The sequence below is a fragment of the Pseudomonas sp. L7 genome, from assembly GCF_046605565.1.
Classification (GTDB): domain Bacteria; phylum Pseudomonadota; class Gammaproteobacteria; order Pseudomonadales; family Pseudomonadaceae; genus Aquipseudomonas; species Aquipseudomonas wayambapalatensis.
In genome coordinates this window covers 5,456,119-5,470,667 of record NZ_CP176784.1, presented here as the reverse complement: position 1 = coordinate 5,470,667, position 14,549 = coordinate 5,456,119, and the positions used below count along the sequence as shown (strand labels likewise).

Here is a 14,549-nt window from a genome sequence, read left to right as displayed (position 1 = left end):
GCGCTCAAGGGAGCTGCAAACCGCCAGCTGCCTTGTGCAGGGCGCGCAGGTGTTCACCGATCTGTTTCACATTGGCCTCGATTGCCGCAATCTCCTTCGCCCGTGCAGGCTCCAGCAATGCCCGTACTTCCTTGTCCAGATCGGTACTCAGGCGCAGCAACTGCGCCTGCCGCTCGCTGCTGACCTTTTCAAGGTGCACGCGCTCCTGAGGTTGGGGCAAGCCGTAGCCATCCGCCTCGAGCAATTCGGCCGGGCGGCTGAGGAACCCACTGTTGGCAAGCATCTTCTGCAGCGTGGCGTTGGCCTTGTCGATGCTGCCGTCCTTGAGTGCGGCGGCGTTCAGGTAACGTTGTTTGACTTCATCCTGTGCCAGTAGCAACTGACGGCGCAGGCTGGCCTGCTCGAGCAGCAGCAAGGCAGCACTGGTGCGCAGATCGGCCTGGGCGAACCAGGGGCGGCGTTGCTCGGCATCCTGGGCCAACCAGTCCTCCACCGCTGTCTGCTTGATCGGCAACTGTTTCTTCAGCACCTCGAACATGGCCTGATAGCGATCGCGATAGGAGTCGAAGCGATACCCCAGGCGCAGCGCCTCACGCGGGTCGTCGAGCACACTGGTGTCGGCCAGCCCCCGCCCCTTGAGCACCTCCAGCAAACCATTGGGCATGATCGCGTCGAGGTCGCTGAAGCGTTGGTCGGCGGTGCCGCTGCGCATCAGCTTGAGGGTTTCCACCGCGCAGTTGTTGGACAGGAAGTAGTAATTGCCGTCGTAGCTCCAGTGCATTTCGGCAGCCTGGCGCACCAGGTCCTCGATCTGCTGGCGGTCGAGCTTGAGCGGCACGGAGGCCAGGCTGCGCAGTTCGGTCTTGGTGTACTCGTCGATCACCTGGCCCAACGGCAGGACGAACAGGCGCGACGGATAGGCGCCGGTCAGGCCGTCCCAGCTGGACAGTTGCACATCATTGACGAACGCGCGGTACGACAACACCAGGTGGCGGTCCAGATCCAGGCGGCAGTCTGGCCCGCGTGGGCGGCCGGGTGCGCAGATCACCAGGCGCAGCATGCTGTGTCCCCAGCGGCTGACCCAGTTCTGGTTGGCCTCGGCAAGCAGGTAGTCGACTTCGTAGACGCGCTCCGGGTCGATCTCGCCCAATGGCTCTCGGGCGAAGTCGCTGCCGGCGTTAAGGAACGGCAGACCCTTGGCGCAGGTGTCCTGCTGGGGTGCCCAGCCGAAATGATCGCGCAGGTACTGGTTCAAGGCCGGGCGTCGGCAGCCATAGCTCGGGTCGAGGAGGAAGTACTCCATGTTGACCGCGACAAACTCCTTGGGGCTGCTCAGCTCGTAGCTGTCCGGGGTGCGTACCAGTTGACCGTTGTGCTGTTCACGCTCGCCGCGACGGCCGACGTACTGCGGCCAGCCGGCAAGGTCGAGCAGGCGCGGATCGTCACTCAGGGTGAAGCGGCGTGCTGTCTGGCCACGGCATTGCTGGGGGAGGCCGATCTGGCCGAGGGTGCCCTGCTGGCGGTTGCAGCGGGCAATCAGCGAGCGCTCGGCACTGGGCCACAGTCGCGCGCGATCATAGATATGGGTCAGCTCGTGCAGTACGGTGGCAAGCAGTTCTTCCCGCACCGTGCCGTGGGGGCGATGGGTTTTTTCCTTGGCGGCACTGCCATCGGTGAGCCCTGGCAGCAGGCGACTGTTGAGGTCGAGGGTCGAGACTGGCGAAGCCTGGCCGTAGGCATCGGCGGGCATCTTGTCGGTCCAGCTGACCTGGATGCGCCGATCCAGACGCTGCTTGAAAGAGGGAGGCAGCTTCGACAGTGCCTCATCCAGCAGTTGCTGGGAGGCGTGCTGCTGTCGAGCGTCCAGACCGGCAGTCTGCAGCTCGAGCTGCAGATCGGCCAGGGCGGGCGTGCCGAGCAGCGTCAGGGCGCAGCCGAGCAGCCAGGCACGCACACGCTTCACAGCGACAGGATGGCTTCGGCCAGTACCTGGTCGCTGGCATTGCGCGCTTCAGGCACGCGGTCGCGCAGGGTGTCGAATGCGGCTTCGAGCTGGGCGCCGCGAATATCGCCATTGCTGGCGACGAAGCTGGCGGCGTCGTCGCGGGCTTCGCGCACGACTTTGGAGTCGCGGATCGAGGTGGTGGTGTCGGATGTGAAATCGATCGAGCGGCCAAAGGCGCGAACGATGATATTGCTGGTGGCCACCAGGGTTTGCGCCTGGGCCAGGTCGGCCAGCAGCAACATGCCGAGGGTAGCGGCGATCAGCGGTTTACGCATGGAGCATCTCCGAAAAATACAGGGAGTCAGGTGTGATCATTGGACGAGAATTGCTTCCGCCAGTTCAAGGTCGCCGACGGACTGACGCGAATAGATACGACGCAGTTCCGTCAGTGCAGCTTGCAGGCGTGCGCCGCGAATCCGACCGTCAGTGGCGACGAATACGGCCGCATCATCATGGGCCATGCCGATGATCTTGCGGTCGAACGGCGCAGTGGTCACCTGGCTGGTGACATAGCCGGTCATGACCGGAAACTGGGTCGTGACATCCATGGCATGGGCGCTTCCCACACTGGCAATGGCGAGCAGCAAGGGCACAAGGTAACGCATGGGCTTGGACAACGCTCTGTCGACAGGATGAATGCTGTCCCGCAGGCAGCGGGGCGCCGTAGCCTGCGGGTACGATGGCTGGCGTCAGAGGGCCAGGATGGCCTGTGCCAGTTGCGCGTCGCTGGCTTGCAGCGCAGGCATCTGCTGGCGGATATGGATGAAGGCGCTTTCCAGCTTCGCGCCGCGAATATCCCCTTGGCTGCCGACGAAGCTGGCAGCATCGTCACGGGCGGCCTGGACGATCTTGTCGTCGCGGAACGAAGAGGAAATGTCGGAGGTGGCGTCGGTGGACGCGGCCACTGCGCCAACCACGGCATCGGTGGTGACGACGAAGCTGGTGGCGTGGGCGGTGCCCGCCAAGGTCAGCAGCATGGCAGCGCCAAACAAGTATTTACGGGACATGGTAGGGCTCCTGCGGGGGTAGTTCTGGTTATTCGGACGCTCGCACTGCTCGTCACGGCACTTGAAATGACAGGCAGCGCGTTTGACCAAGCTAACAGGCCGCTGTCGCAAGCGTACCACGCAGCTCTGTTTCCAGATGTGAAGGACGAGATCGGAACAAACTGTTATGGTTGTTTTCTGGTTTTTTAAAATTGTACTGATTGTGAGTTGAGCAGCTCAACTGCGCGCCTTTGAAACAAAAAACCCGTCGCAGTTCCCTGCGACGGGTTTTGAGAAATCGCGGTGCCGGCCTTGGGCCGGCAAGCCGGAGCTTAGCGCCAGAAAGGCTTGCTCAGCTCTTGGTAGCGCTGGGACTCGCTGATGCCGGCGTCGGCCAGCAGGCGGGCATCCAGGCGAGCCAGTTGACGGCGGCTGGCGATGCGACGCTGCCACAGCAGCAGGGTCGACAGGGCACGCAGAGGAGCCGAGGCTTTGGATTCAACGTTGTTTTCGAAAACCAGACCGGAACTGAGGATACGTTCCATGATGTGTCATCCTTCCGCTTGTGGCGGGATTAGGTAGTGATTTAACTGATGCCAATGATCCTCCCCTGTCGTCCATAACAGTAGATACAGTTCAACAGTATTGCGATGGGCCAGTTAACTGTTAAACGCTACTGTTGCACTCAGAATTGGCATAACTGTACTGGTCTGCACTATTTCTGTGCATTTATGCTCGATTTGAAAATATTGGCGGCATTGAAGCGCGGTTTATAGCGGTACAGTAGTACAGTTTTTGAATATTTATCGGTTAACTGTTTTAGCCAGGCAGACGTCATCGCGGGACGACCCCGCTCCCACAACTGAAATGTGGAAGCGGGGTCGTCCCGCGATGGGTTCAGAGGAGCAACGCAGTTGGCGGATCAGCCGGCCAGCATCCGCCCGCTTTCTTCCAGGTTCTCGTGCCAGCTCAACGCTTCGCGCAGGATATGCGGAGTGTGCCCGCCTCTCTGGCAGGCGCGGTCGAAGTAGTCGTTGAGGGCCGCGCGGTAGTCCGGGTGCACGCAGTTGTCGATGATCGCCCGGGCACGTTCGCGTGGTGCCAGGCCGCGCAGGTCGGCCAGGCCCTGCTCGGTGACCAGGATGTCCACGTCATGCTCGGTGTGATCGACGTGGCTGACCATCGGCACCACGCTGGAAATCGCGCCGCCCTTGGCCATCGACTTGGTGACGAATACCGCCAGATGAGCGTTGCGGGCGAAGTCGCCGGAACCGCCGATGCCGTTCATCATCCGGGTGCCGCACACATGGGTGGAGTTGACGTTGCCGTAGATGTCGAACTCCAGCGCGGTGTTGATCCCGATGATGCCCAGGCGGCGCACCACTTCGGGGTGGTTGGAGATCTCCTGCGGACGCAGCACCAGCTTGTCCTTGTAGCGCTCCAGGTTGCCGAACACCTCGGCGTTGCGGCGGGTCGAGAGGGTGATCGAGCTGCCCGAGGCAAAGCTCAGCTTGCCGGCATCCATGAGGTCGAAGGCCGAATCCTGCAGCACTTCGGAGTACATGGTCAGGTCTTCGAACGGCGAGTCGATCAAGCCGCTCAGCACGGCATTGGCGATGGTGCCGACACCGGCCTGGAGAGGGCCGAGCTTGTTGGTCATGCGCCCTTCGTCCACTTCTTTCCTGAAGAAGTTGATGAGGTGGTCGGCGATGGCCTGGGTTTCGTGATCCGCTGGCAGTACAGTGGACGGCGAGTCGGGCTGGTCGCTGATGACGATGCCGACGATCTTGGCCGGATCAATCGGGATCGCGGTGCTGCCGATGCGGTCATCGACCTTCACCAGCGGGATCGGCGTGCGGGTCGGGCGATAGGTCGGGATATAGATGTCGTGCAGCCCTTCGAGGTTGGGGTTGTGCGACAGGTTGATCTCGACGATGACCTGCTTGGCGAAGATCGCGAAGCTGGCCGAGTTGCCCACCGAGGTGGTTGGCACGATGTGGCCCTGTTCTGTGATCGCGACCGCTTCGATGACTGCGATGTCCGGCAAGGTCAGCTGCTTGTTGCGCAATTGCTCGACGGTTTCCGACAGGTGCTGGTCGATGAACATCACCTGCCCGTCATTGATGGCCTTGCGCAGGGTATTGTCCACCTGGAAGGGCATGCGCCGGGCAAGTACACCGGCCTCGGTCAGTTGCTTGTCCAGGTCGTTGCCCAGGCTGGCGCCGGTCATCAGGCTGATCTTCAGTGGCGACTGCTTGGCACGTTCGGCCAGGGCGTGTGGCACTGCCTTGGCTTCGCCGGCGCGGGTGAAGCCGCTCATGCCGACGGTCATGCCGTCCTTGATCAGGCCAGCGGCATCGGCCGCACTCATTACCTTGCTGTGCAGGGAGGACAAGCGGATACGATCACGGTACATGGATTGTTATCTCGGGCTACTTGGGCTACTGCAGCGCAGTCTAGAGATTTCGCCCGATGCCGTCCCGCGACCATGGTCGTATGAGAAGCCTGGAAATAGAGCCGTTGATCTGGATCAGCAAAACGACAAGGCCCCAGGAAAAATCTTCCCGGGGCCTTCTATAAGAGCGGCTGTTCAGTTCGGAAAAGGACTACTCCACCGCCTTGACCATGTCCTCGATGACTTTCTTGGCGTCACCGAACACCATCATGGTCTTGTCCAGGTAGAACAGTTCATTGTCCAGGCCCGCATAACCGCTGGCCATGGAGCGCTTGTTGACGATGATGGTCTTGGCCTTGAAGGCTTCGAGGATCGGCATGCCGGCAATCGGCGACTTGGGATCGTTCTTCGCTGCCGGGTTGACCACATCGTTGGCGCCCAGCACCAGCACCACGTCGGCCTGACCGAACTCGGCGTTGATGTCCTCCATCTCGAACACCTGATCGTACGGAACCTCGGCCTCGGCCAGCAGTACGTTCATGTGCCCGGGCATGCGCCCCGCCACCGGGTGAATCGCATATTTCACGGTGACGCCGTTATGGGTCAGCTTCTCGGTCAGTTCTTTCAGGGCGTGCTGGGCGCGGGCCACTGCAAGGCCGTAGCCGGGAACGATGATCACGCTGTCGGCGTTGCTCAGCAGGAAGGTTGCATCGTCGGCCGAGCCGGATTTCACCGGGCGCTGCTCCTTCGTGCCAGCCGCCGCGCCGCTATCGGTGTCGCCACCGAAACCACCGAGGATGACATTGAAGAACGAGCGGTTCATCGCCTTGCACATGATGTACGAGAGGATTGCGCCGCTGGAACCGACCAGGGAGCCGGCGATGATCAGCATCGAGTTGTTCAGCGAGAAGCCGATGCCTGCCGCCGCCCAGCCCGAGTAGCTGTTGAGCATCGACACCACTACCGGCATGTCGGCGCCGCCGATCGGGATGATGATCAGCACACCCATGACGAAGGCGAGGACCAGCATCAGGGTGAAGGCGCTGTAGTGCCCGGTGAAGGTGAACAGCAAGCCCAGGGCGAGGGTGGTGATGCCAAGGATCAGGTTCAGCTTGTGCTGGCCGGCGAACTGTACGGGTGCGCCCTGGAACAGGCGAAACTTGTACTTGCCCGACAGCTTGCCGAAGGCGATCACGGAGCCGGAGAAGGTGATCGCGCCAATGGCTGCGCCGAGGAACAGCTCCAGGCGATTGCCGGTGGGGATCGGGTCGCTGATGCTGGCGACGATGCCCAGCGATTGCGGCTCGAGCACCGCGGCGATGGCGATGAACACCGCGGCCAGGCCGATCATGCTGTGCATGAAGGCGACCAGCTCTGGCATCTTGGTCATCTCGACGCGCTTGGCCATGATCGACCCGGCGCTGCCGCCGATCAACAGGCCGACGAGCACATAGCCGATACCCGCGGTGGCGCCGCCGCTACCGACCGAGAGTGCGGCGAGCTTATAGATGAGGCCGATGGTGGTGAGCATGGCGATGCCCATGCCGATCATGCCGAACAGGTTGCCGCGCCGTGACGTGGTCGGGTGCGACAGGCCTTTGAGGGCCTGGATGAAGCAGACCGAGGCGACCAGGTAGAGAAGGGTGACCAGATTCATGCTCATGCTTACTTCTGCCCCTCGTTCTTGGTTTTCTTCTTGAACATTTCCAGCATGCGGCGGGTGACCAGGAAGCCACCGAACACATTGACCGCGGCCAGGGCCACGGCGAGGGTGCCCATCAGCTTGCCGGCCGGGGTCACGGTCAGCGCTGCGGCGAGCATCGCGCCGACGATGACGATCGCGGAAATCGCGTTGGTCACCGCCATCAGCGGGGTGTGCAGCGCCGGGGTGACGTTCCAGACCACGTGATAGCCAACGTAGATGGCCAGCACGAAGATGATCAGGTTGTAGATTCCGTGGGAAATCAGCATGTCTTCCATTGTCGTGCTCCTCAGCCGTTCTTGCGCACGACCTGGCCGTCGCGGCACATCAGGCACGCGGCGACGATGTCGTCTTCCAGGTTGATCACCAGAGCGCCGTCCTTGTCGAACAGCAGCTTCATGAAGTCCAGCAGGTTGCGTGCGTACAGCGCCGAGGCGTCGGCAGCCAGCTGGGCAGGCAGGTTGGTCGGGCCGACGATGGTCACGCCGTGCGCCATCACGACCTGATCGGCGACCGTGAGCGGGCAGTTGCCACCCTGGGCTGCGGCGAGGTCGATGACCACCGAGCCCGGTTTCATCTGCGCCACGGTCTCGGCGCTGAGCAGCGTCGGGGCCTTGCGGCCGGGGATCAGTGCGGTGGTGATGACGATGTCGGCCTGCTTCGCGCGTTCGTGCACCGCCTGGGCCTGGCGTTGCATCCAGCTGGCCGGCATCGGGCGGGCGTAACCGCCTACGCCTTCGGCGCACTCGCGCTCTTCGTCGGTCTCGTAGGGGACGTCGATGAACTTGGCGCCGAGCGATTCGATCTGTTCCTTCACCGCTGGCCGTACGTCGGACGCTTCGATCACTGCTCCGAGACGCTTGGCCGTGGCGATGGCCTGCAGGCCGGCCACACCGGCACCGAGAATCAGCACGCGCGCGGCTTTCACGGTGCCCGCAGCGGTCATCAGCATGGGCATGAAGCGTGGATAGTGGTGCGCCGCAAGCAGCACGGCCTTGTAGCCGGCGATGTTGGCCTGCGATGACAAAACGTCCAGGCTTTGCGCGCGCGAGGTGCGCGGAGCGGCTTCAAGGGCGAAGGCGGTGATGCCGTGTTCGGCCATCCTTGCGATGAGCTCGCTGTTGAAAGGGTTGAGCATGCCCACCAGGATACTGCCGGGATTGATCCGGGCCAGTTCCTGGTCGCTGGGCGCCACTACCTTGAGCACCAACTGCGCGCCCAAGGCATCGCCAGCGTCACCCAAGGAAGCGCCCGCGGCCTCATAGGCGCTGTCCGGGATGCTGGCTTTGAGCCCGGCGCCCCGTTCGACAGTGACCTGATGGCCCTGGCCGACCAGTTTCTTGATGGTTTCCGGGGTCGCGGCGACCCTCGCCTCACCCGTCTGCGTCTCTAGAGGAACACCAATGTGCACGACTTTGTCTCCTGCGGTGACCTTGTCATTGTTGATTCCAGCGCACTTCGGGTGGTGCGGCTGGAGCGGCCTTTGAGCATGCATACCGCCGGTTCCGGGGCGGGCGAGGCATTTTGCAGATGAACCGAAGGTGCTTCAACCAGTTCTGGAGCGAAACGAAGTTAAAACTACAAGTCACCCTGTGACCACTTGTCGCAACCATCCGCCTTCAGGCTGTCAAGGACGCGCTATTGGGAGCTTAGGAGAAAAAAACGAAATTTTTTGGCGGTTTTCGTTAGTAGTTTGCTAGATGTCGTAAGAACAGCGGCAAACCCCCGCGGTTATTAGGGTTGATTCGGTTTTTCCCGCTTATGGAACAGTTTATGGATTTGCGACAAATCCATATATCTGTAGGTGTTTAAAATAATTGACTACGAAGTCAGCTTTCGGTCTCATGCACCTGCTGCGTAGTCGCGGGCCTGGATCACCAGCCAGTCGCGGAAGGCGCGCAGCGAAGCTGACTCCACCTTGCGCTCGGGAATCATCAGATAGTAGGCCTTGTCGCTCGACAGGGCATGCTTGTTTGCGACCACCAGCCGGCCTTCCGCCAGCTCGCGCTGGATCAGGAACGGCGGGATCAACGCGATGCCCATTTCGTGCATGGCCGCCTGCCCCAGCATGGAAAAGAGCTCGTAGCGCGGGCCGTTCATGTCGCGCTCCACACTCATGCCCAGGCTGTCGAACCACTGCCGCCAGGCATAGGGGCGGGTGGTCTGCTGCAGCAATGGCAGCTCGGCTATGGAGTCGGCGTCGAGCGTGTCTCTCCCGTTGAGCCATTGCGGGCTGCATACCGGCATCGGGTTTTCACCCATCAGGCGGTGTGACTGGGTGCCAGACCAGTCGGCGTCGCCGAAGTAGATGGCGGCGTCGAAGGCGGTGTCGGCGAACAGGAACGGCCGCGTGCGGTTGGTCAGGTTGACCGTTACCTCCGGATGGCGTTGCTGGAAGTCCTTCAGGCGGGGGAGCAGCCACTGGGTGCCGAAGGTCGGCACTACGGCCAGTTCGATGACGTTGGCGCCCTGCTGGCGCATCACCGACAGGGTATCCCGCTCCACCGCATCCAATTGCGCCGAGACCTGGCGGCTATACGACAGGCCGGCCTCGGTCAGCTTCACGCCCCGGCGCGAGCGTCGGAAAAGCTCCACATTGAGGAAGCCCTCGAGGCCACCGATTTGCCGACAGACGGCACCTTGGGTCAGCGCCAGTTCCTGAGCGGCCTTGGTAAAGCTCTCGTGGCGGGCCGCCGCCTCGAAGCAGACCAGTGCCGTGGTGCTGGGGATCTTGCGCCGCATGTACGTCATCCTCACTTATAAGGGGCTTGAAATAGGTATTTCACTTATTACGGAGTGAGAAAATAGCACTAATGGGTGCGCAATCCTCGTTTGTCCGTTGACAGGTTCCGGCCTAGGATCAAGGCAACAAGAATTTCGTCGCACACCTTTCGAGGACTCTGCCCATGGCCGGTAAAGCAAGTTTCAACTGGATCGACCCGCTGTTGCTGGATCAGCAGCTCACTGAAGAAGAGCGCATGGTGCGTGACAGCGCTTATCAGTTCGCCCAGGACAAGCTGGCTCCGCGGGTGATCGAGGCGTTCCGTCACGAACAGACCGATCCGGCAATCTTCCGCGAGATGGGCGAGGTCGGCCTGCTGGGGGCGACCATTCCGGCCGAGTATGGCGGTAGTGGTCTCAACTACGTGTGCTATGGGCTGATTGCCCGTGAGGTGGAGCGGATCGACTCGGGTTACCGCTCGATGATGAGTGTGCAGTCTTCGCTGGTCATGGTGCCGATCAACGAGTTCGGCAGTGAAGCGCAGAAGCAGAAGTACCTGCCCAAGCTTGCCAGCGGTGAATGGATCGGTTGCTTCGGTTTGACCGAGCCCAACCACGGCTCCGACCCTGGTGCAATGATCACCCGCGCGCGCAAGGTCGAGGGTGGCTACAGCCTGACGGGCAGCAAGATGTGGATCACCAACAGCCCGATCGCTGATGTGTTCGTGGTCTGGGCGAAGGACGATGCCGGCGATATTCGTGGCTTCATTCTGGAAAAGGGCTGGAAGGGCCTGAGCGCTCCGGCCATTCATGGCAAGGTTGGCCTGCGCGCGTCGATCACCGGTGAGATCGTCATGGACGGCGTGTTCGTGCCGGAAGAGAACATTTTCCCTGAGGTACGTGGTCTGAAAGGCCCGTTCACCTGTTTGAACTCGGCGCGCTATGGCATTTCCTGGGGCGCGCTGGGGGCGGCGGAGGCTTGCTGGCACACTGCGCGCCAGTACACCCTGGACCGCAAGCAGTTCGGCCGCCCTCTGGCCGCCAACCAGCTGATCCAGAAGAAACTCGCCGACATGCAGACCGAGATCACTTTGGGGCTGCAGGGCTGCCTGCGGCTGGGGCGAATGAAGGACGAGGGCTCGGCGGCGGTGGAGATCACCTCGATCATGAAGCGCAACTCCTGCGGCAAGGCCCTGGACATCGCCCGTCTGGCGCGCGACATGCTCGGCGGCAACGGAATCTCTGACGAGTTTGGGGTGGCGCGTCACTTGGTCAACCTCGAGGTGGTCAACACCTATGAAGGTACGCATGACATCCATGCGTTGATTCTCGGCCGCGCGCAGACCGGCATTCAGGCGTTCTATTAATAGAGGGGCGCGGCCATGGGAGCGCTGTCACATCTGCGGGTGCTGGACCTGTCGCGTGTATTGGCCGGACCGTGGTCCGGCCAGATTCTCGCCGACCTCGGGGCTGACGTGATCAAGGTCGAGCGACCGGGTACGGGTGATGACACCCGGGCGTGGGGGCCGCCCTTCCTGCGGGACGCCGACGGCGAGAACACCAGCGAGGCGGCCTACTATCTGTCGGCCAATCGCAACAAGCGCTCGGTGACGATCGACTTCACCCAACCTGAAGGTCAGCGCCTGGTGCGCGAACTGGCGGCAAAGTCGGATATCGTCATCGAGAACTTCAAGGTGGGCGGGCTGGCGAGCTATGGGCTGGATTACGAATGCCTGAGGGCGGTCAATCCCAAGCTTATCTATTGCTCGATCACCGGCTTCGGCCAGACGGGCCCCTATGCCAAGCGCGCGGGCTACGATTTCATGATCCAAGGGCTGGGTGGGCTGATGAGCCTGACCGGGCGGCCTGAGGGTGAGCAGGGGGCTGGGCCCATGAAGGTGGGGGTGGCGCTGACTGACATTCTCACCGGGCTGTATTCCACGGTGGCGATCCTTGCGGCACTGGCGCATCGCGATCAGTCGGGAGAGGGCCAGCATATCGATATGGCCTTGCTGGATGTGCAGGTGGCGTGCCTTGCCAACCAGGCAATGAACTACCTGACCACGGGTACATCGCCCAAGCGTCTGGGCAATGCGCATCCCAACATCGTGCCTTATCAGGATTTTCCGACGGCTGATGGTGACTTCATCCTTACCGTGGGTAACGACGGGCAGTTCCGCAAGTTCGCAGAAGTGGCCGGTCAGCCGCAGTGGGCGGATGATCCGCGCTTTGCCACCAACAAGCAGCGGGTTGCGCATCGGGCGGAGCTTATTCCTCTGATCCGACAGGCGACGGTGTTCAAGACCACGGCCCAATGGGTGGCGGAACTGGAAAGGGCTGGGGTGCCGTGCGGCCCGATCAACGACCTGGCGCAGATGTTTCAGGATCCGCAGGTGGTGGCGCGCGGGCTGAGGGTGAATGTTCCTCATCCGCTGGCGGGCAGCGTGCCTCAGGTGGCGAGCCCGATCAGGTTGTCGGAGACGCCCGTGGAGTATCGTCGGGCCCCACCTTTGTTAGGGGAGCACACCGAGGCAGTACTGCTGGATGTCTTGGGCCTGGATGCAGGGGCTGTTCAGTTGCTGCGCTCTGCTGGCGTGTTGTGACAGCGTATTGGCTATGTATAGAAGCGGGGAGGCCGACAGGCCTCCCCGCTGTGTTTTCAGCGATCTGAAAGATTCTTGAAATAAAAGGTTGACGCCCTCTCAGATCCCCTTATAATGCGCCCCACTTCCGCAGCAAACGGAACGCAAAACTCCTTGTTAATCAACGAGTTAAGCGAGTTAGATGCGGCGTGAAGGGCTTCGATCATCTTATCGGCAGCGGTAAAAAAGGCAGTTGACAGCATCTTCGAGTGCTGTATGATTCGCCTCCCGCTACGAGAGATCGCAGCGAGTCAAGTGTTTGAAGCTAAACGAGTTTCTCGCGAAAAACTTCAAAATAAACGCTTGACAGGCAATGAGGAAAGCGTAGAATGCGCGCCTCGGTTGAGACGAAAAGCTCTTAACCAAACGCTCTTTAACAAATTGAATCAAGCAATTCGTGTGGGTGCTTGTGAGTATGGACTGATAGTCGCCAAGATTATCAGCATCACAAGTGGCCATGCGAGAAATCACATAGTCATTTGAGATTGCTGAGCCAAGTTTAGGGTTTCTTAAAAACCCAAGCAGTATTGAACTGAAGAGTTTGATCATGGCTCAGATTGAACGCTGGCGGCAGGCCTAACACATGCAAGTCGAGCGGATGACGGGAGCTTGCTCCTTGATTCAGCGGCGGACGGGTGAGTAATGCCTAGGAATCTGCCTGGTAGTGGGGGACAACGTTTCGAAAGGAACGCTAATACCGCATACGTCCTACGGGAGAAAGCAGGGGACCTTCGGGCCTTGCGCTATCAGATGAGCCTAGGTCGGATTAGCTAGTTGGTGAGGTAATGGCTCACCAAGGCGACGATCCGTAACTGGTCTGAGAGGATGATCAGTCACACTGGAACTGAGACACGGTCCAGACTCCTACGGGAGGCAGCAGTGGGGAATATTGGACAATGGGCGAAAGCCTGATCCAGCCATGCCGCGTGTGTGAAGAAGGTCTTCGGATTGTAAAGCACTTTAAGTTGGGAGGAAGGGCAGTAAGTTAATACCTTGCTGTTTTGACGTTACCGACAGAATAAGCACCGGCTAACTCTGTGCCAGCAGCCGCGGTAATACAGAGGGTGCAAGCGTTAATCGGAATTACTGGGCGTAAAGCGCGCGTAGGTGGTTCGTTAAGTTGGATGTGAAAGCCCCGGGCTCAACCTGGGAACTGCATCCAAAACTGGCGAGCTAGAGTATGGTAGAGGGTGGTGGAATTTCCTGTGTAGCGGTGAAATGCGTAGATATAGGAAGGAACACCAGTGGCGAAGGCGACCACCTGGACTGATACTGACACTGAGGTGCGAAAGCGTGGGGAGCAAACAGGATTAGATACCCTGGTAGTCCACGCCGTAAACGATGTCAACTAGCCGTTGGAATCCTTGAGATTTTAGTGGCGCAGCTAACGCATTAAGTTGACCGCCTGGGGAGTACGGCCGCAAGGTTAAAACTCAAATGAATTGACGGGGGCCCGCACAAGCGGTGGAGCATGTGGTTTAATTCGAAGCAACGCGAAGAACCTTACCAGGCCTTGACATGCAGAGAACTTTCCAGAGATGGATTGGTGCCTTCGGGAACTCTGACACAGGTGCTGCATGGCTGTCGTCAGCTCGTGTCGTGAGATGTTGGGTTAAGTCCCGTAACGAGCGCAACCCTTGTCCTTAGTTACCAGCACGTTATGGTGGGCACTCTAAGGAGACTGCCGGTGACAAACCGGAGGAAGGTGGGGATGACGTCAAGTCATCATGGCCCTTACGGCCTGGGCTACACACGTGCTACAATGGTCGGTACAGAGGGTTGCCAAGCCGCGAGGTGGAGCTAATCTCACAAAACCGATCGTAGTCCGGATCGCAGTCTGCAACTCGACTGCGTGAAGTCGGAATCGCTAGTAATCGCGAATCAGAATGTCGCGGTGAATACGTTCCCGGGCCTTGTACACACCGCCCGTCACACCATGGGAGTGGGTTGCACCAGAAGTAGCTAGTCTAACCTTCGGGAGGACGGTTACCACGGTGTGATTCATGACTGGGGTGAAGTCGTAACAAGGTAGCCGTAGGGGAACCTGCGGCTGGATCACCTCCTTAATCGAAGACATCAGCCTGCTGATGAGCTCCCA

At 60.5% G+C, this 14,549-nt stretch carries 12 protein-coding genes and 1 rRNA gene; 3 read left to right on the top strand and 10 right to left on the bottom strand.

Going from position 1 to position 14,549, the window contains the following annotated elements; genetic code table 11:
* Nucleotides 1-4: 4 nt before the first annotated feature.
* From ACK3BK_RS24870 to ACK3BK_RS24825, 10 genes are all read right to left on the bottom strand, one after another.
* Nucleotides 5-1,963: a DUF4105 domain-containing protein gene (locus ACK3BK_RS24870; protein ID WP_411383499.1), complete on the bottom strand. Its 1,959-nt coding sequence runs from the start codon at nt 1,961-1,963 to the stop codon at nt 5-7.
* Complete coding sequence (locus ACK3BK_RS24865; protein ID WP_186670051.1) at nt 1,960-2,280, bottom strand: DUF2388 domain-containing protein; 321 nt, start codon at nt 2,278-2,280, stop codon at nt 1,960-1,962. Before ACK3BK_RS24865 ends, ACK3BK_RS24870 begins: the two co-directional genes overlap by 4 nt.
* Before the next feature lie 36 nt (nt 2,281-2,316).
* Nucleotides 2,317-2,610, bottom strand: a complete 294-nt coding sequence (locus tag ACK3BK_RS24860) for a DUF2388 domain-containing protein (RefSeq protein ID WP_411383498.1) — start codon at nt 2,608-2,610, stop codon at nt 2,317-2,319.
* An 84-nt stretch (nt 2,611-2,694) separates the two neighbouring features.
* Nucleotides 2,695-3,012: a DUF2388 domain-containing protein gene (locus ACK3BK_RS24855; RefSeq protein WP_186670047.1), complete on the bottom strand. Its 318-nt coding sequence runs from the start codon at nt 3,010-3,012 to the stop codon at nt 2,695-2,697.
* A gap of 311 nt (nt 3,013-3,323) precedes the next feature.
* Nucleotides 3,324-3,536 carry a DUF1127 domain-containing protein gene (locus ACK3BK_RS24850; protein ID WP_411383497.1) on the bottom strand — a complete coding sequence of 71 codons (213 nt, stop codon included), beginning with the start codon at nt 3,534-3,536 and terminating at the stop codon, nt 3,324-3,326.
* 377 nt (nt 3,537-3,913) lie between these two features.
* Nucleotides 3,914-5,407, bottom strand: a complete 1,494-nt coding sequence (locus ACK3BK_RS24845; RefSeq protein WP_186670045.1) for an acetyl-CoA hydrolase/transferase family protein — start codon at nt 5,405-5,407, stop codon at nt 3,914-3,916.
* A 190-nt stretch (nt 5,408-5,597) separates the two neighbouring features.
* Complete coding sequence (locus ACK3BK_RS24840) at nt 5,598-7,049, bottom strand: NAD(P)(+) transhydrogenase (Re/Si-specific) subunit beta (protein ID WP_054894857.1); 1,452 nt, start codon at nt 7,047-7,049, stop codon at nt 5,598-5,600.
* Nucleotides 7,050-7,051: 2 nt separating this feature from the next.
* Nucleotides 7,052-7,366, bottom strand: a complete 315-nt coding sequence (locus ACK3BK_RS24835) for an NAD(P) transhydrogenase subunit alpha (protein WP_023378063.1) — start codon at nt 7,364-7,366, stop codon at nt 7,052-7,054.
* Nucleotides 7,367-7,377: 11 nt separating this feature from the next.
* Nucleotides 7,378-8,499 (bottom strand): Re/Si-specific NAD(P)(+) transhydrogenase subunit alpha, encoded by a 1,122-nt coding sequence (locus tag ACK3BK_RS24830; protein ID WP_186711758.1) that lies wholly within the window; start codon nt 8,497-8,499, stop codon nt 7,378-7,380.
* A gap of 431 nt (nt 8,500-8,930) precedes the next feature.
* A complete protein-coding gene (locus tag ACK3BK_RS24825; RefSeq protein ID WP_186670039.1) occupies nt 8,931-9,830 on the bottom strand; it encodes a LysR substrate-binding domain-containing protein in 900 nt (299 codons plus the stop codon).
* 164 nt (nt 9,831-9,994) lie between these two features.
* On the opposite strand from ACK3BK_RS24825, the gene ACK3BK_RS24820 reads away from it, so the two are divergent.
* From ACK3BK_RS24820 to ACK3BK_RS24810, 3 genes are all read left to right on the top strand, one after another.
* On the top strand, nt 9,995-11,176 hold the full coding sequence (locus ACK3BK_RS24820) for an acyl-CoA dehydrogenase (RefSeq protein ID WP_186670037.1): 1,182 nt from the start codon (nt 9,995-9,997) through the stop codon (nt 11,174-11,176).
* A 15-nt stretch (nt 11,177-11,191) separates the two neighbouring features.
* Entirely contained in the window at nt 11,192-12,412 is a 1,221-nt protein-coding gene (locus tag ACK3BK_RS24815) for a CaiB/BaiF CoA transferase family protein (protein ID WP_411383496.1), read from the top strand.
* Nucleotides 12,413-12,980: 568 nt separating this feature from the next.
* A 16S ribosomal RNA gene (locus ACK3BK_RS24810) occupies nt 12,981-14,517 on the top strand.
* The last annotated feature ends 32 nt before the right edge of the window (nt 14,518-14,549 follow it).

Excerpts from the sequence above, each read along its gene's own strand:
- ACK3BK_RS24865 (WP_186670051.1), bottom strand. The coding sequence starts at position 2,280 with ATGCGTAAACCGCTGATCGCCGCTACCCTCGGCATGTTGCTGCTGGCC.
- ACK3BK_RS24860 (WP_411383498.1), bottom strand. The coding sequence starts at position 2,610 with ATGCGTTACCTTGTGCCCTTGCTGCTCGCCATTGCCAGTGTGGGAAGC.
- ACK3BK_RS24855 (WP_186670047.1), bottom strand. The coding sequence starts at position 3,012 with ATGTCCCGTAAATACTTGTTTGGCGCTGCCATGCTGCTGACCTTGGCG.
- ACK3BK_RS24850 (WP_411383497.1), bottom strand. The coding sequence starts at position 3,536 with ATGGAACGTATCCTCAGTTCCGGTCTGGTTTTCGAAAACAACGTTGAA.
- ACK3BK_RS24845 (WP_186670045.1), bottom strand. The coding sequence starts at position 5,407 with ATGTACCGTGATCGTATCCGCTTGTCCTCCCTGCACAGCAAGGTAATG.
- ACK3BK_RS24840 (WP_054894857.1), bottom strand. The coding sequence starts at position 7,049 with ATGAGCATGAATCTGGTCACCCTTCTCTACCTGGTCGCCTCGGTCTGC.
- ACK3BK_RS24835 (WP_023378063.1), bottom strand. The coding sequence starts at position 7,366 with ATGGAAGACATGCTGATTTCCCACGGAATCTACAACCTGATCATCTTC.
- ACK3BK_RS24825 (WP_186670039.1), bottom strand. The coding sequence starts at position 9,830 with ATGCGGCGCAAGATCCCCAGCACCACGGCACTGGTCTGCTTCGAGGCG.
- ACK3BK_RS24820 (WP_186670037.1), top strand. The coding sequence starts at position 9,995 with ATGGCCGGTAAAGCAAGTTTCAACTGGATCGACCCGCTGTTGCTGGAT.
- ACK3BK_RS24815 (WP_411383496.1), top strand. The coding sequence starts at position 11,192 with ATGGGAGCGCTGTCACATCTGCGGGTGCTGGACCTGTCGCGTGTATTG.